The 21,261-nt window shown below is 55.6% G+C and carries 12 protein-coding genes; all 12 read right to left on the bottom strand.

From position 1 onward, the window contains the following. The coding region (locus JX325_RS01695; RefSeq protein ID WP_374220573.1) for a hypothetical protein at positions 1 to 443 on the bottom strand (443 nt) is incomplete at its 3' end. A 116-nt stretch (positions 444 to 559) separates the two neighbouring features. Beyond that, positions 560 to 865 carry a hypothetical protein gene (locus JX325_RS01690; protein ID WP_204789450.1) on the bottom strand — a complete coding sequence of 102 codons (306 nt, stop codon included), beginning with the start codon at positions 863 to 865 and terminating at the stop codon, positions 560 to 562. A gap of 18 nt (positions 866 to 883) precedes the next feature. Beyond that, complete coding sequence (locus JX325_RS01685) at positions 884 to 1,252, bottom strand: hypothetical protein (protein ID WP_204789449.1); 369 nt, start codon at positions 1,250 to 1,252, stop codon at positions 884 to 886. Beyond that, a complete protein-coding gene (locus tag JX325_RS01680) occupies positions 1,246 to 1,710 on the bottom strand; it encodes a hypothetical protein (RefSeq protein WP_204789448.1) in 465 nt (154 codons plus the stop codon). The genes JX325_RS01685 and JX325_RS01680 overlap by 7 nt, the downstream gene beginning before the upstream one ends. 21 nt (positions 1,711 to 1,731) lie before the next feature. Continuing rightward, the gene (locus JX325_RS01675) at positions 1,732 to 1,869 is read right to left on the bottom strand and encodes a hypothetical protein (protein WP_204789447.1); all 138 of its coding nucleotides are present in this window, start codon (positions 1,867 to 1,869) and stop codon (positions 1,732 to 1,734) included. Between the two features lie 18 nt (positions 1,870 to 1,887). Then, positions 1,888 to 2,253, bottom strand: coding sequence for a hypothetical protein (locus tag JX325_RS01670; RefSeq protein ID WP_204789446.1), 366 nt, complete (start codon positions 2,251 to 2,253; stop codon positions 1,888 to 1,890). A gap of 250 nt (positions 2,254 to 2,503) precedes the next feature. After that, complete coding sequence (locus tag JX325_RS01665; protein WP_204789445.1) at positions 2,504 to 3,442, bottom strand: hypothetical protein; 939 nt, start codon at positions 3,440 to 3,442, stop codon at positions 2,504 to 2,506. 485 nt (positions 3,443 to 3,927) lie between these two features. Continuing rightward, positions 3,928 to 6,681 carry a bacterial Ig-like domain-containing protein gene (locus JX325_RS01660; protein WP_204789444.1) on the bottom strand — a complete coding sequence of 918 codons (2,754 nt, stop codon included), beginning with the start codon at positions 6,679 to 6,681 and terminating at the stop codon, positions 3,928 to 3,930. After that, the gene (locus JX325_RS01655; protein WP_204789443.1) at positions 6,678 to 7,055 is read right to left on the bottom strand and encodes a hypothetical protein; all 378 of its coding nucleotides are present in this window, start codon (positions 7,053 to 7,055) and stop codon (positions 6,678 to 6,680) included. The genes JX325_RS01660 and JX325_RS01655 overlap by 4 nt, the downstream gene beginning before the upstream one ends. A 2,471-nt stretch (positions 7,056 to 9,526) precedes the next feature. Continuing rightward, positions 9,527 to 9,898 carry a hypothetical protein gene (locus tag JX325_RS01650; RefSeq protein WP_204789442.1) on the bottom strand — a complete coding sequence of 124 codons (372 nt, stop codon included), beginning with the start codon at positions 9,896 to 9,898 and terminating at the stop codon, positions 9,527 to 9,529. A 10-nt stretch (positions 9,899 to 9,908) separates the two neighbouring features. Then, positions 9,909 to 12,215 (bottom strand): phage tail protein, encoded by a 2,307-nt coding sequence (locus JX325_RS01645; RefSeq protein WP_204789441.1) that lies wholly within the window; start codon positions 12,213 to 12,215, stop codon positions 9,909 to 9,911. Positions 12,216 to 12,981: 766 nt separating this feature from the next. Next, on the bottom strand, positions 12,982 to 21,225 hold the full coding sequence (locus JX325_RS17760; RefSeq protein ID WP_243413865.1) for a tape measure protein: 8,244 nt from the start codon (positions 21,223 to 21,225) through the stop codon (positions 12,982 to 12,984). Positions 21,226 to 21,261: the final 36 nt, after the last annotated feature.

The raw sequence follows: 21,261 nt of genomic DNA, 5'->3' as shown, positions 1-21,261 counted from the left end.
GTATAGGTATAACTTTCTAATTTGAAAAACGGACATCCTCTTGCAATAGAAACTACACCTGTTGTCTGAAAATCTCTAATCTCTTTAAACAAGTCTTGTGTCTCGGTTGAAAAAATATTTCGAGTTTCTTGATCTTCTATAAGCCCATTCACGACAGAATCTATTGTTCTAAGTACAGCACCATATGCAGAAGCAGCACCCATGTATTGCGTGAGGCGATTTTTCATAATGGTATGCACTTTGGGTAGCTCTTTTCCCGCTTTTTTAAGTCTAGACGAAAAAGCAAAATCTTGATAAATCGGGTGAGGTAATTTAAACCCATAAATGAGAGAAAATGCATTCTGAATTGCTCGCCTGGATGAATCGTCTGCCATAACAGGGAGCATTAAACGATTAGATGCTGCTAGTGCCATTTGTGTAAAAATAGAAAAACTCGGATTCATATCGAAAAAAATAATATTGTAGAAGCATAAAGTCCCGTATTTCCAAGGCCTAAACGGTCAAGGTGTAGGAGTAGTCAAGGAATAAACGACACTCCTACACCTTTTTCCGCTTCTAATTACTGTTTGCCGGTCCTGCCGATAGCCTCCATGAGCTTGTCATAACCAAACATGGCTGCATACGCTACCATGAACCCCAGCACGACCGCGGCGGCCACCATATACCACACCACCGCGATAGCCTTGATCTGACAGTAGGCGAAGAACGCCACCAGCGTGAGTACCATCGAGACGGCGACCGCCAGAATGTTGGTCGGCAGCTTGTCCCAGGTGACCTTCTTCAGCACCTGGACGACGATGTTGGTCACCACCACCAGCACACCGATGACGCTGATGACCATGGACCAGTTCAGAACACTTTCCATTTTTGATTCCTCCTTATGTTATCCGACCCCATCAGGCGGAGCAGAGCCATGTTTATCCGGCCATGAATTGTTCTTGCTCAGGTTCTCGACGGCAGACTTGATGGCGTACACCAGCACAACGCCGATGATCTCGGTAAGCGCCACCTGAGATAAACTCTCGGCAATCTGCTCCTTGCCCATCCATGCGAGGATGTAGCTGCACCACACCCAGGCAATACCGTTAAGCAGGCAGACCCACACGATAATTTTCATAGTGGTCGCTTTCTTTTTGCTCGGTTCAGAGAGGTCGAGGGCGGGTTCTTCAACGACGTCCTCCGGCCAGTCCTCAGAAATATCAGCAGGCTGCTCCACAATGGGCGCGACTTCCTTTGCTTTGATGTTCAGCATACGTCGCCCTCCTCTTCATCCTTGGCGTGACTCTCCTGAAGGAAGTCCCGCTTCTTCAAGCGTTCCTTATAGACCTCCCGGATGTTTTCGATGGCGAGAACCGCCCGGTTGTTTGGATACTCCGGATGTTCCTCGCAGTACCGCTCGTAGTCGTCGATTTTAGCCAGCACCTCAACAAACTCCTCTTTGGTGTGGTTAATAGGTCGCAGCAGTTCGTTGTTGAAATGCAGGATCTGGGCACGTCGGCTGTCAGCAGTCCGGCGGTCATCCATGGTGATGTGACCGTCCAGCTTAGCCTCAATACCATCAAGTCGGCTGGATATGTCCGCATTAACTGCTTTACCAACGGTTTTTGCCAGTGCCGACCAAGGGTTGATTTTGACGGGGGCAATTTGCACCAGCGTCAAAAGGAGCAGAACCAGACCGCCCCCGCCAGCTAAAAGCTCTTGGATAGTCAAAATTCATTTCCTCCTGTTGGATTACTTGCTCAGCATCCCGATCAGCTCGGAATACTCGGCCTCGGAGATCTTGCCGGCAGCGTAGAAGATGTCCAGCTTGGTCTCGATACCATCGGTCTGGCCGCGCTCGATCATGCGCTTCAGAGTACGATACAACATGGTCTAATCCTCCCTTCCTCAAATATCAGTCTCAGACAGGCCCAGCTCCAGCAGGGTCAGCCGATACTCGTGGTCGACGCTCATGCCATCCATGTCCTGAACAGCGATGTCCGTCTTCTGCTGTGCTTGGAACAGCGCCTCATTGCTGCGGTCGACTTCATTGTCCATTCCCTTCTTCAGGAACTCGTCGTAGTTGTCCTGCACATTTGCGGCAATGCCGTCCCAAGTCTCAATCTCGACATGGTACTCGTCGTACTGGAACCCGTCGAAATTCTCCTCATGGTAGGGCTCCACATTCTGGAAAAGCCGCACGAGACTCCTGTTTGTCCCGGGGATCTGTTCCACGGTAAAACTGCCGGGATCTACCATCCCATGTACTTTCATGGTATCACTCCTTTATGCCGCCACATAAGGCGGATATAATGCTTGAAGCCGCCTGCATTCCTTTCGGACGACCTTCTTCAAATCGAACATCGTCTTCGGTTGGTAGTACCGCTCCAGTATCTGTTGGCTGTTGCATTTGCGAAGCTGCCCAAGCCGCGAAATCAAGCCGGATGCTCTCTTGAATGAGATGACCCGGTTCCGATCTCGTCGATAGTAGTACAGATGCAGCGATTGTTTCAGCCGGAACAGATTATGTTTCCGAAGAATCGTGTACCCGCGACCAAACCGATAACCAAGAGCGGATGGCATTCTTGGCCGGCGATGCCGCTGCTTTTTTCTCGGGCAGCATCTCATGGGCTTTAGCAACCAGAGGTGTGAAGCCCACCCGGAAGATCTGCCAGTTTCCCTTCAGCTTCAATCCGACTGCGGCCAGCCAGACCTTCATGTCCTCCAACAGCTTCCTCAGCTTTCGCTTGTTGGAACCGAAGATGGTAAAGTTGTCCATCTGCCGCAAATAGTGACTCACGCCATACTTCTTGTCGTGAATCATCAGGTCTAACGGCTGGATTGTAAGGTGCAGGAACCATGCGGAGAAGAATGCGCCGATCAGCACGCCGTACTCCATCATGGCGTCACACAGCCAAAGGGTTTCCCGATCCTTGAAGAGCCGCTTCAGCGCATTGATGACATACGCCGGGTCCAGTTCCTCGAAGCAGTGGTAAATGTCACACTCCAAGGCATATTTGGTACCAATGGGGTCGTCATCCATCCACTTCTTCAGCGCCTTCACGCCATAGGAGTTGCCCCGGCCTTGAACGCTTGCAATACAGTAACGGTCCATACCCCGCATGATGTGCGGAATCATGACCTGTAAGGCCGCGTGATGGACGCACTGGTCCGGCCATAACAGGGGCTCGTTGATGTCTCGCCATTTCCCTCGCCCGTTGTCTCCGTTCCGGTCCCAGCGCCGTCGCTTGATAGGTTTGTTCATATGGGCGTCTCCGCTCACCAGGTCCTCGATGAACTTGTGAAGGAGCTTCACATAGTCGTCCAGGTTTGCCTCGATTTCCAGCACCTTCTTGTTCAGACTGTGGTCGCCATTGCGCCGGTGACTGCGGCAGACCTCCTGGATGGCAAGACGCAGATTTTCCTCAGAGAGAATTTGTTGGTAAACTCGAACTCGTTTCATCAGGGATATGTTTTCCTCCTTGTAGCCTCACAACTGTTCCATCGCCGCGGGGTGTTCCGAGGCGAGACCCGGCCCGAAGTGTACTAAGCTGTGTCCTGTCGGCTCATCTTCAGCCAGTGCTGCGCGGTCAACGATGCGTAATAGAAAGGGTGAGGAACCCTGACTACCTATAGGAGGTTTAGCCTGTGGCTTATCAAGGATGCGACAGCCGATGTTGGTGTTCGTGTTCGACGTACCGTTGTAGTTGACGTAGAACGGCCCGTGATTCTGGTTCTGGTTATAGTTACCGCCGTGGTGCAGGCACGGGTTACTACCGTTGAAATTCCAGTTATCCGGGACATCGTCTGCTGCAAAGTTGACCCCGCGCTTCCCTTTATCAAAAGAAAAGCGATTTTTAAGAGCGTTTCAGCTCCATTTTGAATTGTTCAAAGGCGTAGAGTTGGGGGAAGGGACTGCGGTCCCCTCACCCCAAACCCCTTCCTCTATCAGGGGAATNACGCCGCCTTCGGCGGGCGTTCCTGGAGGCGACAGCCGATGTTGGTGTACGTGTACGACGTACCGCCGTAGTCGACGCAGAACGGCCCGTGACTCTGGCTCTGGCCATAGCTACCGCCGTGGCGCAGGCACGGGCTACTACCGCCGAAACCCCAGCGATCCGGGACATAATTTGTGGTACTTCCAGCCGCAGCGCTGGGGAACAATGCCCATTCCAATCCGCTTTGGGTCGGAATGGTAAAGTCGGAAGGATAACCAGCCACCGGTTTACCAACCAGCGTACCATTGGCGCTATCGCTAAACTGGTTGGGGTTCTTGATAACGTTCAGGCCGTTGCTGTTGTAGTAGCAGCCGTCCATCCAGTCATATACATTGTCCCACCAGCCCTCAATGTTGCGATACTGGGTATAACCGTAAGTATCCCGGTTAGCCGCCGTAGTGCCAGTGTGGTACTGCATAGCGTCCGTCTTACCGTTGTTCTCCTTAGAACCACTGGCAGAACAGCCCCGGCCAATACGCTCACCATTCCAGTCAGCGAACTCGACCAGGAACAACATTCCAACGTACCACATTTGGGCGAAGTCCATCTGCCAAATGTTAGCCCCCAAATTATGGATACTGGTACGAGCCGCACTTCTGGTGATACTGACCTGCTGCGCCTTGTTGGTCTCCGACTTGTAGGTGCCGGAGGCGCAGTGATACCGGGCAATGTAGGAGAAGTTCAGTTCGCCGAGACCATCGCCGCGATCCATGTTCACCGGGTCCACATGGAATCCCTCAACAGGACCATCCGCAATCTGGAGCTTCAGNTTCTTGCCCGTCTTGGTCCACTTGTACCAATACTTGGGCTCCTTGACCATCACGCCGCCGGTACGGGTCTCCTTGACCATGCCGGCCCAGGGCATCAGATTGTCAAAGGGAGAGGATCCATTACCGTTGTTCACAGCCGGATTAGGATCGCTGAACCNGGCCGCTGCNTCGGTGCGGGNGCCNTTGGTGGGGCCGCTGCTGGTCCAATCCCATTCCACGCCGTAGATGGTGACGAATTGTGCCTTGACCGGAACATCCTTATCCGCCGGGGCAAGGTAGTTGGCACTCTCGGCAACTTTGACTTTAATGGTCGCAGTGCCGGTAGTATCGCCAACGCTGTTGACAGTTACCTCACCGGTGGTCTGGTTGATGGTGCCGANGGTAGCNATCTTGGTGTCGCTGGAGGTGGCGGTGATAGTACCGTCGCCCTTCCGGCTGACAGTAAACTTTCCGCTCTTGTTAGCAGTGTTCAGCGTAATCGAAGTGGGGCTCACCGTAATGGCGTTATCGCCCTTTCCAATGGCCCAGGTGACCACCTTGGCTTCAATCGTACCATCCGGCCACTGATAGTTGGGGGTCGGAGTGAACGAAGCCGTATAGGCCGTCCCGGCATTGACCTTGGCCTCCACACTCAACGTCATCTTGGTGGCGTCATAGTTGGTGTCCCAGGTCGGAGTCTTGGGGTTGCCGTCGTACTTCGGCATACCGCTCTGAGCCGGAATCTTGGCGATGGTGGCCCGGCCAATGACCCACTTGATGGTCTTNTTGGCTGTGGTGCCGTCCGACCACATGCCCTGCACCAGACTGAATACCGCAGAGTGCTCNCCGGCGTCCGTAGCCGGCGTCACCTGGACGGTGCAGTTATCGGCGTCGAAGTTGTNCCACTGCGGCGTCTGGGCCGCCCCGGTGTAAGTGGGGATATTCTTCTGCGTCGGGATGGGCACGATGACGCTGGTGATGGTCCAAGTGGCCGTCTTCATGCCGGTGGTGNCGTCCCACCACTGATNGTTGTCCGTGGGGGTGAACTCGGCGGTATAGTCCCCGGCCTCGGTGCCGAACNGGTCGCCGCCCAAAGTGNGCTGACCCACGATGTAGCCGTCCCAGGTGGGCGNCTTGGGCGTGCCGTCNGCCGCCAGAACATTGCTCTGGGTGGGCAGCGCCGGAATGACCGCCCGGCTGATGATCCAGTCCNCCGTGGCTTCGCTGGTGCCGTTGGGGAACAAATATCCATAGACCAGCGTAAACTTGGCGGTGTAGGTGCCGGCGTTAACCCCGTCAATGGTCCCGGACACGGCCATTTTGACGGGGTCATATCCGTTCCAGGCGGGGGACTTGGAGCCACCGTCATAAGCGGGGATGTCCTTCTGTGTGGGAACAGCCACCTCGATGGCATTCACTGTCACATTCAGGCTGGTGCTCTTGGTCACGCCCTCGTAGGTGTAATCCAGGCTGACGGCCTGCTGGCCCAGAGTGGAGAATGCGGCGCTGGAGTGGGTGTATCCAGCGGCAGGAGCCGTGGAGCTATCCGAAAAATGGGCGGTCACGACCATGCCCGCCGGGTCGAAGCTCTCNAGGTACTGATAGACGGTCTTGGTGGGCGGGGTGGTGACCTCGATGGAGACCAGAACCTTTTCCACGGTGACAGGAGTGCTGGCCGTCTTTGTGGCCCGGCCCTCCGTATAGGTGATGGTGACCTCGGTGACGCCGTCCGTCAAGACAGTGGGGGTCACGGTATATCCGGTCACTTCCGAGGTCAGGCCGAAGCCATAGCTCGCCTCCACCACCATTCCGGTGGGGTCGAAGCTCTCCCCGGACTTATAGGTTGTCTTATTGGGCGGCTTCTTGACAGCCAGGCTCTCCAGCTTGAGAGAACCACTGCCCCCGCCGCTGCCGGTCAGATTGAACACCTTTCCGACTTCGTTGGGATTACTCATTTCTCGACGACCTCCAGTCGAAGAATATTCACGGTCAGGTCGTTCTCCGGCGTGATCTCGCAGTGGAACGTGGCCTCACCGTTGGTTGTGATGTTGTCCGCTCGGATGCCGGTGTCTCCGCACTCGATGAAGCAGTCGGCGTCGCCGCAGACAAGATACCAGTAATTGCTGTCTGCCAGGAAAGACTCATGCTGAACCGTCTGAGCTCTGCCGCTCCAGTTGGCGGCCGGCAGAGTGACAGTAAAGCCGATCTGCGCATCTTCCAGACCGGCGGCGATCATCTCCGCCAACTCGGAGACACGGGCAGCGGAATCAGCCTTGGTCCTGAGCGCCAGCTTTTTAAGCTGGTCAATCGTGGTCAGTTTCTCTGCCATGCGTTTCCGTCCTTTCAAAAGACGAACGGGGGACAGGCGTATCCCATCCCCCGCTCAGAGTATGCTTAGGGTCCAACGGGCTCCTCAGGATCGGGCTCGGTGGCCGGACCGAAGACCTCGGTCAGCATAGCCTCCACCTCAGCGTCGGTAGCGGTCTCCACAGTGACACTCCCGCCCAGGTCCTTCACAGCCAGATAGACATGGCTCTCATTGGCATCGCCCTCCACACTGTTGATGACGAAGTCGATGTACTTGTCACCGACCGCAGCGCCCTCATAGGGCTGATCGGTCTCGGCAACCTCCTTGACGGAGGCGGACTTCACCAGCAGGTCCTTGGGGATGTTGATCTTGTCGCCGGTGGGGGCACCGTTCTTGGTGAGCTGATAGGTGGCCAGATAGCCGTCCTCGGCGGTTTCCTGCTTGGTCAGGCCATAGTCGGCGATCTTCCCGTCCAGAGCGGCCAGCTCAGTCTTGGTGCGCTGGGCCAGCATTTTGAGCTGGTCNATGGTAGTGTGCTTAGACATATGCAAGTCCTCCTTGAAATTATTTGGTTGCGGCTNTTTGCCGAAAACCTCATCGAGAATGTCTGCCACTTCTTTGTCAGTGGCGGTGTTGTTGGAGCTTTCCTCTCCGCCGGGGTTATCCGGCAAGATCGGAGCAGAGCCAAAGGTGTCGTCCAGCATGTCCTTGACCTCGGGGTCCGTGGCCGTTTCACAGGCACTGTTCTTGATCTCCCGGAAAATCTCAGCCAAAGTTTTTCCCTCGAATCCGGCGGCAGAGAGATCTCCGATAGCCGCNATGATCTCAGAGTAGATGTCATCCGGCAGCGGTGTTCCAGAGGAAGAACCAAGCCCAAGCCCCCCGTCGGGAATAATCATGCTGGTCTCACACCAGACGGTGGCTTTGCGAGCCTCGCCATTCACCCCATATACGCCGATCTTCAGCTTTACACTTCCGTGTTTCAGACACTCAGCCGGAATGGTACAGCGGTCCTCTGTCAGAACGACAACGATGCTGACAGGCCCCGCCTCAAAGATAGCGGTCTTGGAGAAGCCGTTCCAGCTTTCGTCAAAGACAAGCTCGACCTCGTATGACTTATTGGAGTTCTNCCGGAGGGTATCGTCCCTGACCAGCATCGCCCACTGGTCTTTGATTTCGATCACCAAAGTTATCACCCCCTTATGAGCCGTTGGCCGACAGTTCCAGACGGATAACGTTCACCGTCAGGTCCATTGTCGGGTCGGTGTCATTTTTGAACGTAATAAAACCAGTCGTGGTGATGTTCCTGGCCTGCACGTTGCACTCCAGATACTCCTCACGGCTGGCTTCATCAGCGTCCACAAGGTACTTATGGGTCGCAAGAGCCAANAGGTGNCTGTCGGCGACAGTGATCTCTCCATTGGCCCACCCGGAGACGGGGAGCACCAGATCAAAGGAGATACCCAGCACATCGCCGGTTCCCGTACCGTTCCGGCCATTGTAGACCGAAATGGTCATGGTCGAACCGTCCGTCATGGTCACGGTATAAATATCCGTGGTGCCGGGGGTATGGTCGCCCTTGGTGAGCTTGATGTCCTTGATACCGTTGCCGGTGGGACCAACCAAGTCGCAGGCAATGCCGCTGTCCAGATACTTCTGCTGTTCGGCGTCCCAGATCCACCAGGTTCCGTCCTGGGGTTTTGGAGGTTTTCCGCTGTACTGCTGGGCGGTAAGGGCGCTTTTGGCGGCAGAATCCTCAGACTCCTTTGCCTTGTCCTTGGCGGCCTCCGCATCTATTTTGGCCGTCTCTGCGGCTGTCTTGGCGGCCTGAGCGGCTAACTTTGCCGCTTCAGCATCGTTCTTGGCGAGCTCTGCGGCGGCTTTTGCTACCAAGGCGGCGTTCTCAGAGTCTTTCGCTCCATTTTGACTGATGAGAGCCGCATCACGGGCTGCCTCCGCATCTGTTTTGGCCGTCTCTGCGGCTGTCTTGTCCGCTGTGGCCTGTGCGCCAAGGGTCTNCACGTCAGAGCGAATCGTCTTGATCCGTTCCTCGGCGGCCTTTGCCTCAGCCTCGCTCTGGGCAGCAGCGGCCTGAGAATCGGCGGCCTCCTGAGCCTTTTGCGTGGCGACTACTTCCGAATTACCGGCAGCAGTCTCCGAAGCCTTGGCTGCCGCGGCGGCATTTGCTGCGTTAGAAGCCTGCTGGATCGCATTAAGCTCCGAAGTTTTGGCGTTTGTCTCAGAGGTCTTGGCGGCCCTGGCGGAGTCCAAAACTTCGGTCGCCTTCTGCTCGGCCGTGGCGGCTGAAGCCTTAGCTTCGAGAGCGGATGCGGCCGCAGAGTCCTTGGCTGTCGCCGCGAACCGCATAGCCTCGGATGACTCTATATTCATAGCGGCTAAAGCGTCGTGGATGGAGCCACGCACCTCTTCGCCATATACGGCGTCCAGAATTTTTTGCAGGAATGTGGCAATATTCGCCAACTAAATCACCTCTAATCTTCCAGCATCCAGTCGACCGCCAGAATCTCCTCGCCGGAGAGACAACCGATAGCCGCCTCATACTTGGCAGTCATCAGCTCGACCTCGTGCTCCATCTTGTTGAATGGAGCCATCTCGTCGCAGAACTTCTGGAAATTGGGGGAATCGACCTTAATGCCGATGGTAGTCTGGCCGTGCTCGCCCTTGACCTCCTCGCCATACTTTTCAATGAGGCTGTTACGAAACGTCTCGTATTCGGTAAGGCATTCGCCGAGGATACGAAAGTTTCGGGCGGCGACATACCCGATCTTGTCCCGATGGGACAGAAGCGGCCGGAGCTGGTTCAGCATTACGGCCATCTCAGCGTTTTTGAATTTTTTCTTCACAGTTATTCTCCTATTCTGAATCAATACCATCGACTCTGGCGCTGGAAAAATCAACGCTTCCGGTAAACTCAACCCGGCCATTAAAGCAGATTGTTCCGCCACACGGGCTGGAAATATAAACATATGGCCCCCATACGCCGGCATCGTAATATTCAATGCAGAACATATGATAACGGCTGCTTCCATACGGCCCATACAAGTTGAAACTGCCTGCATCTCCTCCGGCAATGACGTTGAATTCACTGCCATAAAATTCGCCGCCTTCGATAACCGGAGATCTGATTGTTGTTGCCCCGATATAGGTGGACCGAATATAGCTGGGCAGTTCGATAGAATCTGCCAGACGGTATGCCTGGTTCGCTTTGGCATAAGCGGCATCGGCGGCGTCATAAGCGTCGGCGGCAAGCGAGTTGGCATTGTTCGCCTTGACATTCGCCGTCGAGGCAAGAGAATAAGCCGGGTTGTAGTCCAGATTTTGATTGGTCACCTGCGCCCAGTTGATAGAACTGCCAGCGCCCATGGTGATGTTGCCGTTGATGGTGATAACGCCTGTGGGACTGACAGCGAACGTGATCGCGCCGGTGTTCTTGTTCCGGATGGTCAGCCCATACAGGTCGAGATAGTCCGAGGAGAACTTACTCCCGGTCATCATGCTGTTTCCATAGCGATCCAGAAAATCGGAAGCCTGCACAACGCCCTTGAAGTCCCCGCTGGCCGCCACGAGCTGGCCGCCAAACGTTCCTTTTGCGCCGGACAGAGTCCCTGCAAAGGTGCCTCGTCTGGCGTATAGGTTCCCTTCTTCATCCACGGTAAAATTGCCGTTCCCGATGTTGATGGAGCCCTTTTTCATGGTCAGTTTTCCGGTGGTAAAATCCAGACTGAAGTTGCCGCCATAATCCTTGAGCACGCCGGCCCGAATCACATTGGCATTCAGCACGCCAGTAGTAATGTAGTCAGCCACAATGGACCCGTCCATAGTGATGGCCAGCCCAAAGGTCTTGCCGCCATCGTTGGAATACCCCAGACCATTCATGTTCCACTTCCAGAGCTTGTCCGCCTTGGTGTAGTCCCGGATGTTGGAAATATAAAGGGTCTCCGAACCGTAGTCGTCCTTGGTGATAGTGATGTAGCCGGTGGTAGCCATGTTCATGATGTGGGTAGCGTTCTCCTTGGCCTCTTTAAGGATGGAATGGGCCTTGGGAAGATCGTCGATCTTCTGGAGAATGGCCGCACTGGTCTGATTGTTCACACTGCTGAGGCTAGTTTTCACCGTCGTGCCTAGCTTGAATTGGGTCTGATCCGGGTTATCCAACGGAATTTCCAGCTTGGTCACCGGAAACATCCNATCCAGTCCGTGAGGCCTGGAGATAACCCGAATCTCATCCAGCAGCTTCACTGCCTCGATACTCACATCCAAATAGTGAAGGTCCAGGGCGCTCAACTCTAACTCCATGTTGTCAAACTGGAGGTCTCTCAAATAGGCCTTTGCCTTTTCCAGAAGCACCACCGGATTACTCACATCATCCCAGGTGACGACCTTCTCGATCCAACCATAGGCGGCGAAAGCCTCGTCCGACTTAACATACATACTCCCGTTGTTCACGCTTTCCACCGTCAGATAGGCGTCCAGTGCCTCGATGGGGCTGTCGTCCAANCGGTTGCCGAGAGGCACAATGACCGTGGCGAACTCCGTAGAGTCCCATTGCTTGGTAAAGTCGATCATATTGGAGCCAAACTGGATGACCTGGCTACATGTGTCAGGGTATTCAGCCAGATAGTCCAGATACCGGACCCCGTCGACCTTCCTTACCCGCATATGACCGCCGTACTTCTCGATCAGGGCGTTAAGTATCGCTAAGGTGTTGTCGTTGTTGGTGTAGCAAGTGGGAAAATTCTCGTCCACCATCGTAACCGCGCCGATAGAGAACTGCCGGTTAGCCCCAACCTTGGAATTGTGGACCCGAATCAGCTCTTCCAGATAGGCTCGGATACTCTGACCTGAAAACTCCGCTGGAGGCTGGGTGCTATCATTGAAATAGGCCAGTTCCCCCTCGCAGTAGAGGTCCCGGTTGTTGTAAAAGTCCATGCTCTCCGAAAGCACCCGCCCGGCCCAGATCTCTACCCCGTCCTTCTGAACGGAAATATCCGTGGTCATGCGGGCAATGCTCCCGTAGCCTACATTCTTCTGGGGCAGCTTCATGGTCAGGGACCCGGCGGCGTTGTCCTCCAATGTCAGCTTGGGACTTATAACCTTCATGCTCTCCAGAGCAAAGACGTCGCTGTAGATGCAGACGTCATCCGCATAAATGGAATACATCAGTCATAGCCTCCCTACTCTAAAATCGACCGACACCGTCGCCGAGCCCGCGTCGCACCAAAAGTAAATGTCGGCTCCCATATCGCCGAAGAAAACGAACTCTGGAATCTGCACCGTTCCGTCGTGAAGAAGCTTCGTAATATCGAGTTCCAGCTTAGGGTTGACGAAGCGGGCGTGAACGCCCCGACCAGCCGTACTCCGCACAATGAACCGGGGGCAGATTGGGGCTCTTCCAAAGAGCTTTGCATCCAACCTCTTGACAGATGTCGCAGTGGTAACAGAGATGTTCTTGAACAGCGTGGCGCGGATAACGCCATTTTGAAAGTTGAACGGGTCCCAGAGCCAGTCGTCGATGGATGACAGCACCGACCACTTGTACGGCCCCACATCATAGTCGATGGTGATGTGTGACCAGTCCTTGTCCGACTTCCACTGGTTGACCGCGAAACGCCCTTCGTAAAAATACTCAGGGTCATCCTCCAGCACAGCTCGAAGACTCTGCCCATGCAGATAGTCCATGATGTCGGAATAGGCCATNTGCCAAGGCTTGAAGTCGTTCATGACGATGAACTCGATAGAGCCCGTCCGGTTCTGATACACCGGATACCCGGTGAGAGCTTGCGACAAATCAATGACGCCGTCCCCGCCGGGAATGTCCAATGTCTTCACCTTTTGCGCAGGAGGGTTGAAAACAGGCCGGGAAGAGGGGACCAGCCGCCAGTCATCCCAGGTGTTCTTCTCGCCAAAGGTAACAGAATGATACACGTTAGTTCCCCCTTCCCCTGTAAATTGCCCTCTGACCAAGGGCTTCGTCCATCGGAGCGGCCATCTGACCGACCATCACTCCGGTGTCCAGCACAATCTGCATCCGTTCCAAACGTGCCGTCATTTCGGTCATTTCACCCCGAAGAATGCGAAGTTCTTCCACCACGCTGGTATTGTCAACCTTAACAGTCATCTGACCTCTGTCCCCAGAGGAACCGAACGCCAAAGCCGCCTGCCCCACAAGGCTCATGGTCATCTTGGGGTAAAACAGGCTATTAAGTTCGTTCGCTCCCTTTGTCACGTTGGAGAGGTCAAGAACCGGCTGAATGGTGGGCTGCATATCCATATCACCATCCATCAGGTCGCTGATGGTAGAAATGGCGTTGGAGAGACCGCCCTTCATAGACTCCGCCATGTTCGCCCCTGCGTCGTAGGATTTGTCTGCGTAGTCGCGCAGGCCCTTCACGAGACCGAGCCCCGTGTAGTTGCCCAGTTCTCGGGTAACGCGGGATGGCGAATTGATCTCAAGGGTATCCTTTATCGCCTCCACGCTGGCGAGGGCCATACTTGTCAGCTCGTCAATGAAGCTGGAACGCTCCGACTTCACGCCCTCGGTCAACCCGGCGACGATCTGCTTTCCGGTCTCGTCCCATCCGGCCTCGCGGAGGATCTTCTGAGCGGTCTCGGACATCTGCTCCNAATCCTTCTCGGTGTTGGTCTTGATAAGCCCGACCTTCTCGCCGAAGTCCTTCCGAAGCTGCTCCAGTTCCGCGTTGGCGTCGGCGGTGACCTGATCCATCTTCGTTTGCCACACAGCCCGGTACTCGTCCAGCTCCTGGGCCGCGTCGGAGCGAAGCTGCGCGATGTTATTCTGGGTCTCAATGCGGAGCCCTTCCAGTTCACCGACCGCCTGCTCACGAGCCTGCGCGTGCTTGATCGACCAGAGGGAGGCATACTTCTCCAGTTCGGAGTCCGTCATGGAGTTCAGCGCCTTGANCTGAGAAATGGCGCTTGGCCCCATATTTTGAAGTTCCTCGATGAACTCGGAATCCAATCCACGGCCCGACAGACTGTCCAAAATATCCTGCCATTCGCCGAACTCCTTGACCTGCCCCTCCAGATTTTTCATCAGGGCGTCCCCGCTGACGTCCTCCCGCTCCTTGACCGCGTCAAAGAGGCCGTAAGACTGATAGAGGCTGTCCTCGCGGGACTTCAGGGCGTTCTCGTACTGGTCGTTGGCCGACTTGATGTCCTGGGCCAGCCTGTCGTTGATAGACTTCACCTTGTCTGCGTACTCCTGTTCCAGGTCAAGGCGCTTCTGATTAGCCTCGCTCTGAACCTTCTGCACGTCTTCGATGTACTGCTTCTGGGCTTCGCTGATCTCTTTCTCCAGCCGGTAGACCTCGCGGTCCATTTTCTTGCGCTCGTCGGTACCCTTGGCATACCGGCTCTGGACACGCTTATAGGCCGCCAGCTCGTCAGAAAGGCTCATCCGGTTGTAATACTTCTCTTCCTCGATCCAGTCCATGGAATGCTGATAGGAGGCATCCATCAGCTCGTTTTTTACCCGATAAATCTCCCGGGCCATCTTCTTGTATTCCTCGGTGCCTTCGGCATACATGGCCTGAAGCTGTTCGTAGGCCGCCAGCTCATCTTCCAGACTGAGCCGGTTGTAATACTTCTCTTCCTCGATCCAGTCCGTTTTAAGCTGCTTCTCCAGCGTGTAGATCTCCCGAGCCACCTTTTTCCGCTCCTCGGCGGTAAGCTGATAGGTAGCCAGAACCTCCTTATACGCGGCAAGCTGCTCCTCGGTGGTGATGCGGCTGTAATACCGCTCCTCCTCGATGTAGTCCTCAAAAGCATCCAGGGCGCTCNTNGCGGCCTCCGTCTTTACCTTGGAAGACTTCTTGGCTGCGGCGGCTGTCTGCTGAGCAACTTTGGTTTCCGTGGCCCCGGTTGACTCCACGGCCTCCGTCACGGATTTACTGACCTTTCCGATCCACTTGTCCATATCGGGGCCGTCCATTGTGCCTACAGCACTCTTGGCGGTGTCCATCACATCGGTGACCGCNTGCTGCACAATACCGGCATTATTCGTAACGCCCTTGGCGTAGCCCTCGTCGGTGTTCTGACCAAGCTGCTCAAACTCCCTGGAAGGAGAATGGCTGTCCAGCGCCTTCTGCGCCGCTTTCAGAGCCGAGAGGCCCAGATTACGGCCTGCCGCGCTGGAAGCGCTCAGCTTGGAGTTGATGCCGTTGACGAAGCCTTGACCGGCGTTTTTACCGNCGGTCTCGAACTCAGGCTTCATTCCGTTGATCTTGCTGACCNCGGCGGAGACCACGCTTCCCATAGCCGTCTTGATGACGGTACTGTAGGACGCGATTTTGGCCCGCATCGCGGTCANCATGGAGGCGGTTGCNCTCTCGACATCCGNAGTCTTGGTCTTAACGACCTCCACCAGGGACGTGACCACAGTCTGCATAGAACTGTTGGGGACGAAGGCGTTAGCCGTAATGGCGGAGCCGACCGTGTTCAGCATACTGACGACCGCCGACGTGACCTCGCTGTCGCAGTTGTAGAATGCGTTGGTAAACCCGGTGATCCCGGTGCTCGCCAACGTACTCAGGGAGGTGCTGAAATTGGAAAACGCGTTTTTGTCGATCTCCTTCACGCCCTTCGCCAGATCAACGAGGCTCCAGACAGCGGTCACNACGCCCTCCATTTTCGGAATGTCGATCCCGGAGATAGCGGCGTAGTAGTTTCCCATTGCCTCGCCGAATTTGGCGATGTCGCCGCCAAAGCTNGCAAGAGTCTGANCCCCGCCGAACCANTGATCGAACAAACTGCTGTCAGGAAGCCCTTCCGCCAGATTGGAAAGGGCCTTTGCGGCATTGGCGGATGCGACTACAGCATCGGGTTTCATGTCGCTGATCCCCGTGGAATATGCACTCAGGTTGTTGCCAAAGGAGATCAAATCTTCTCCAAAGGTAGCAAGGGTGTTGTCACCGCCGAACCATGCGGCAAGGCCGCCTTGATTGGGAAGACCATCGGCCAACGCAGACAACGCGCCGGCGGCGGAGACGGATGCCTCGATCACGTCCACCGGAAGACCGGTGACGCTGTTGGCATACTGCATGATGGCCGGGCCGAAACGATCCAGCTCGGCCGCAAAGGAACTCAGGGTATTGTCGCCCATCCACTCGGCCAGAATACCCCCGCTGTTCGGCAGAGAATTCGCCATCTCAGCCAGAGATTTCGCGGCATTGGCGGAGTTCTCTACCACGGAGGGTTCCAGTCCGGTCACGCTGTCCGCATAGGNNTTCAGCGNGGGCCCGAACAGAGCCAGTTCCTTGGCGAAGGAGCTCAGAGTGTTGTCACCCGTCAGATCAGCCAAGACGCCGCCCTGATTGGGAATAGCGCTGGCAAACTCAGCGAGCGACTTGGCCGCGTTCGCCGAAGCGGTCACGGTTTCCGTGTTGATACCGTCAATGGATTGGGCGTATGTTGAAAAGCTCTCCCCAAATGGGACAAGCTCTTCCGCAAAAGTGCTCAGCGTGTTGTCGCCGATCAGATCAGCAAGCAAACCGCCTTGGTTGGGAATGGCGCTTGCAAACTCGGCAAGGGTCTTGGNCGCATTTGCGGATGCGTCGATGACTTCGGGGTTGATCCCCTCCATCAACTGAGAATACTCCTTGAACTTGGGCGCGAAAGCGATCAGCTCATCGCCAAAATCCGCCAGAGAAGTACCGCCAGTCAGCCAGGAGGTAAGCCCCTCGACCACGTTCACGCCGGTCAGAACCAGCAGCGCCTCAGCCAGAGACTTGACGCCGGCCATAGCCTCCCCATCAACGCCCTTAACAGCGTCGAAGAAGGGCTGGGCATTGGTCATGAACCCGGCCAGATTTGTTCCGATGATAGGAAGTCCGGAACTCAGCCCACCGATAGCGCCGCCCACAAAACCGCCGATGGCCGCTCCAAGGCCGGTGCCAATCTTCTCCAGAACCATGATCGCCCGGTCGAGGTCTTGCTCGATGGTCGGGTTGTCGGCGGTCAAAGCGCAAATGCCTGCCATAATAGCGCCGAGCCCAATGATCAGTGTCGCCAGCGNCCCAAGGCCAACGAAAGCGGCGGGACCAGTTGCGCCGACCCCGGACAGAATCAGGCAGGCCCCGGACATAGACAACAGCAGGACAGACAGCGAAGCCGCCGTCTCGATAGACGCGCTGACACCGAGACCGTCCATAATACCGAGGATAGCGGCGAGGCCGGCAACCACAGCCGTCATGATGCCGATAGTGGCATAGGCCATTGGGGCAATCGTGCCTGCTTTGCTGAGGATCAGCAGAGATGCCGACAGCGAGGTCAGCAGGATAGAGAGCGCGGCGGCATTCGTGACAGAGTTCTGCACATTGAATGCGGACATCAAAGCAAGGATACCGGCGAGACCGGCTACAACGCCAGTCATAACGACCAGTACGCTCCCCGCCTTCTTTGCGAAGTGGGTAGACGCTACCAGCAGGGAGAACACGCCCACAAGGGTACTGATCGCGGCCGTTGCCCCCAGAAGCCGCTGCGGGTCCAGGAGGCTCAATGCCGCGACTGCCGCCACCATAGCGGATACGGCGATGGTCATGGTGATCAGAGTGCCCTGAATCTGCGAGGAATCCTTTGCGAAATAGGTGATGCCGACCATAGCCCCGAAGACGACCAGCAGCGTGGTGATCGCTCCAAGCGCCCGGCCCAGACCGCTGGGATCAAGATGGGCCAGCACAACCATCGTAGTAGAGAGAATCAGAATCGCGCCGGACATCAGTAGAAGCATAGACCCGGCCTTACTCGCGTTCTTTCCTGCGAAATGGGATGCCGCCGTTACGGCGGAGAAGACCAGGAGCAGTTTGCTAACGGTATCTGTCGCCCGGTCGAGGTCAAGCGGGTCGATTCCCGCCATCATTTTGAATGCTGTGGTGATTAGGATCAGCGAGGCCGCCATCTTCAGAATTGCGGAGCCCGCTTTGCTTGCGTTTTCGCCGGAGAATTTGCTGGCGACCATCAGAGCACCGAACATGGTGAAAATACCGGCAAAGGTGCCCATGCTGCTCTTCGCCTTTCCGACGTCGAGCTTGGCAATATCCTTGAAGCAGCCCACCAGGAGTTTCAGCGAAACAACGATTGCCAGGATTGTAGCGGCCGCGCCAAACTTGACATTCTTGCAGGCGGTCGCGATCAGCGCGAGAGATGCCACCGCGCCCAACAGAAGCGTCAGGGTCTGTCCGGCGTTGCTGATCTCCATCTTGTCCAGGTCTTTCAGAGCGCTTACAAGAAGCTTCAGCGAAAGCGCAAAGCTGATCATGAAGAGGGAGCTCTTGGAGAAGGTCTTATCCTTGGAGCTTAGCAGTTTCGATACCGCCACCAGCCCCGCAGCCAGGACGCCGAGAATCGCCAGACTCCCGCCGACCTTATCGCCGTTCAAGCCCTCCAGCGTCTTCATCGCGTTTGCCAGCAGAAGCAGGCTCGCGCCAATGGCAACGATAGAGGTAGATAGCTTGACAAGCTCTTTCGGATCACCCATCTTGCTCATAGCGAAGGAAACCGCCAGAAGTCCCGCGGCAAGCACGCCGAGAACGACCAGAGAGCCCTTAAGCTTTTCCTGATCCAGCAGCGTCAGCACCGCCAGCGCTCCAACGAGCACCGCGATAGCCTCGGCAACATTGAGCAGGGCTTTGGACTTCGTTTCCATGGCAAAGGCATTNAGCGCCTTAGNCNCGCTCTTCAACAGAGTGCCGATGCCCTCAAATGGCGCCGAGATCGTCTCAAGCGCATCGGAGATTTTCTTGGTAAACGCCACCATAGCAGCGCCAAGGCCAAGGGCGAAGATCTCGCCGAAGCCGATTTTGTCCGCCAGCTTCTCCCGAATCTCCAGCGCAATGGCGAAGATCCGATCCTTCATGTTCAGGAAGAACTGGATGATGCCGCCGACGGTGGTCTTCATCTTGGCTTTCGCGTTCTCGGCTCCGCCCGTGAGCTGTTCAAACGCCAGCTTGACATCCGAGCCAAAGTCTTTCGCCGCCTGAATGAGCCCATCAAAGATACCGCCGAAGTTCAGGAANTAACTGAGCACATTATCGCGGAAATCAGCCAGGNCTTTGCCGATGTTATCAAGGGTAAGCCCGTCCATGGCCTTCGCACGTTCAATGAACGCTTTGATGCGCTCGATTCCGCCCTCCATGTAAACGCCGAATCTGTCAGAGACATCCCGGAACGCATTTCCGAACCGGGTAATCGCCTTCTGAACCAGAGGAAGTTCGCCAAGTCTGGCGATNCAGTTCCGAAGAGCCTTGATCCCGGACTCAATATAAGGGAGGGCCTTTTCGATGCCCTTAGCCAGGAAATTGTGCTGGTCGATCCAGTCACGGAAGGCCACAATGGCATCGCCAACGTTGGCTGTGATGTCGAGAATATCCACATCCATCATGCCAAGCAGCTTTGCCGCCACCTTAATTGCCGCTTTCAGAGTGCCGCCGGTCAGAGTGGTGAAGATGTCCACGATAGCGAACAGCCCCTTGCAGGTGCGCTTCAGCTTATCGGCGGTCTCCTCACTCATTTTGAGTTTCTCANTAAGATTACGGAGACCCTCGGTCAGCGCGAAGACCTGTTCGGAGGTGGTCGGCGGGAAGATCNCCCGGAACGCGTCCCGAATGACAGTGATAACGCCGATCAGGTCGCCCGCCTCNTTCGGAACGGCGAACAGCGCCTGCAAGATGTTGCGGAACGACTGGATCAGGTTCTCGCGACCGGACATTCTTCCGATCTTATTGGCATACTCCTCCAAATTGACCGAACCATCTTTGATCGCCTGGTTCAGCTTCTCCAGGTCGTCAACCTGGTCGCGGGTCATCCCGATGTTCGCCAANTCTGCATCAGACAGACCAGCCGTCTTCTTTGTCAGATCGGCCAAAGCATCAGACAGAATATCAGCGCTGAGCCATCCCTGGTTCAGGCTGTCCTCAAACTTTTCTGTTTTGGAGGCGATCTCTTCGATAGCGACGCCATGAGCCCTGGCCGCGTTCACAATGCTCTCCTTGAAGCCAACGGCGTCCCCGATGCCTTCCTTCAGAAAGCTTGACCAGCCAGAACCCAATGCGCTGGAGAGAAGCTCATTTCTCGCCTTTGCGGAAGCGGNGATCATAGCGCCGAAGAACTCGGACATCTCAGTAAAGAGCTTCTTGGCCTCCTCAAAGTCGCCGACAACGATCTGCCAGGTCTCCGCCCATCCGGACTGAGCGCTTTCCTTCAGCGTATCCATCAACTGGGTAAAAGTCTTGACGTCCTGCGCGGCGGCAAAAGCTTTCTTACCGATCTCGGTGGTTTCATCTGCGTACTTTGCGAGAGTCTTGGATAGGACTTCCGTGGTCATCCACTGAGAACTGAGCGAGTCATTAAACAGAAGGGTGGAATTGAAGAGATCGGATACATGACCATTGAGGTCTGTTGTGGTTGACTGATACTTCTCGCCAACCTTGACCAGCGTGCCCATCTCAACGGCGGTATCCATCAACTGCTGCTTGAACTCCACCGTTGCCATATTGGCGTTCTCAATAGATTTCCAGTCAATCAGCTTGACGNAGCCGGNGGAAAGAGCCTGACCAAAGTTATACATGGCCCTGGACGCCTCATTGGCATTCGCGCCGGAGACGGCCGCTACGTTGGCAACGCCCTGAATGGCGGCCACGGCGTCATCCAGCTTTACACCGGCATTGGTAAACTTGCCGATGTTCTGGGTCATATCCGCAAAGGAATAGATGGTNTTGTCCGAGTAAAGGTTCAGTTCATCCAGCTTCTGATTGACCCGCTCCAGGCTTTCCCCGGTGCCGGCCATGATGGTCTGGATGGAGCCCATCTTCAGCTCGTACTCGTTGAAACCTGTGGTGATCGGCTCCACGGTAAACGTAGAGGCCAGACGCTTTCCCGCGTTCATCGCGGAATTGGTGATATTTGAGAGGGCGGTCATAGCCATGACCTCAAGCGCGGAGAACTTCATCCTGACAGTCTCAACAGACTTGCCAAGTGTGGACATATCGCATTTTTTGGCCGCGCTGTCGATGTTCTCCAGACCTTTCGCGGCGCCGTTCAAATCCAAACTCTGTTTGAGCTTGTCGAGCGTCGAGATGCTGGTCTGAACATTGGTCTCGAAGTGCTTGTTGTCAAATCGCATTTCTACGACTTTTTCATCAATCGTTGTGCTCAAGGCTACCGCCCCCCTTTTATCGAAAATAAAAAGTGC

The organism is Oscillibacter sp. CU971 (assembly GCF_905219725.1).
Lineage (GTDB): Bacteria > Bacillota > Clostridia > Oscillospirales > Oscillospiraceae > Oscillibacter.
The sequence above is the reverse complement of the archived record's forward strand: the minus strand, read 5'-3'. Positions and strand labels throughout refer to the sequence as shown.

Coding starts and splice junctions, on each gene's coding strand:
- JX325_RS01690 (WP_204789450.1), bottom strand. CDS start 865: ATGGAAAGTGTTCTGAACTGGTCCATGGTCATCAGCGTCATCGGTGTG.
- JX325_RS01685 (WP_204789449.1), bottom strand. CDS start 1,252: ATGCTGAACATCAAAGCAAAGGAAGTCGCGCCCATTGTGGAGCAGCCT.
- JX325_RS01675 (WP_204789447.1), bottom strand. CDS start 1,869: ATGTTGTATCGTACTCTGAAGCGCATGATCGAGCGCGGCCAGACCGAT.
- JX325_RS01670 (WP_204789446.1), bottom strand. CDS start 2,253: ATGAAAGTACATGGGATGGTAGATCCCGGCAGTTTTACCGTGGAACAG.
- JX325_RS01665 (WP_204789445.1), bottom strand. CDS start 3,442: ATGAAACGAGTTCGAGTTTACCAACAAATTCTCTCTGAGGAAAATCTG.
- JX325_RS01655 (WP_204789443.1), bottom strand. CDS start 7,055: ATGGCAGAGAAACTGACCACGATTGACCAGCTTAAAAAGCTGGCGCTC.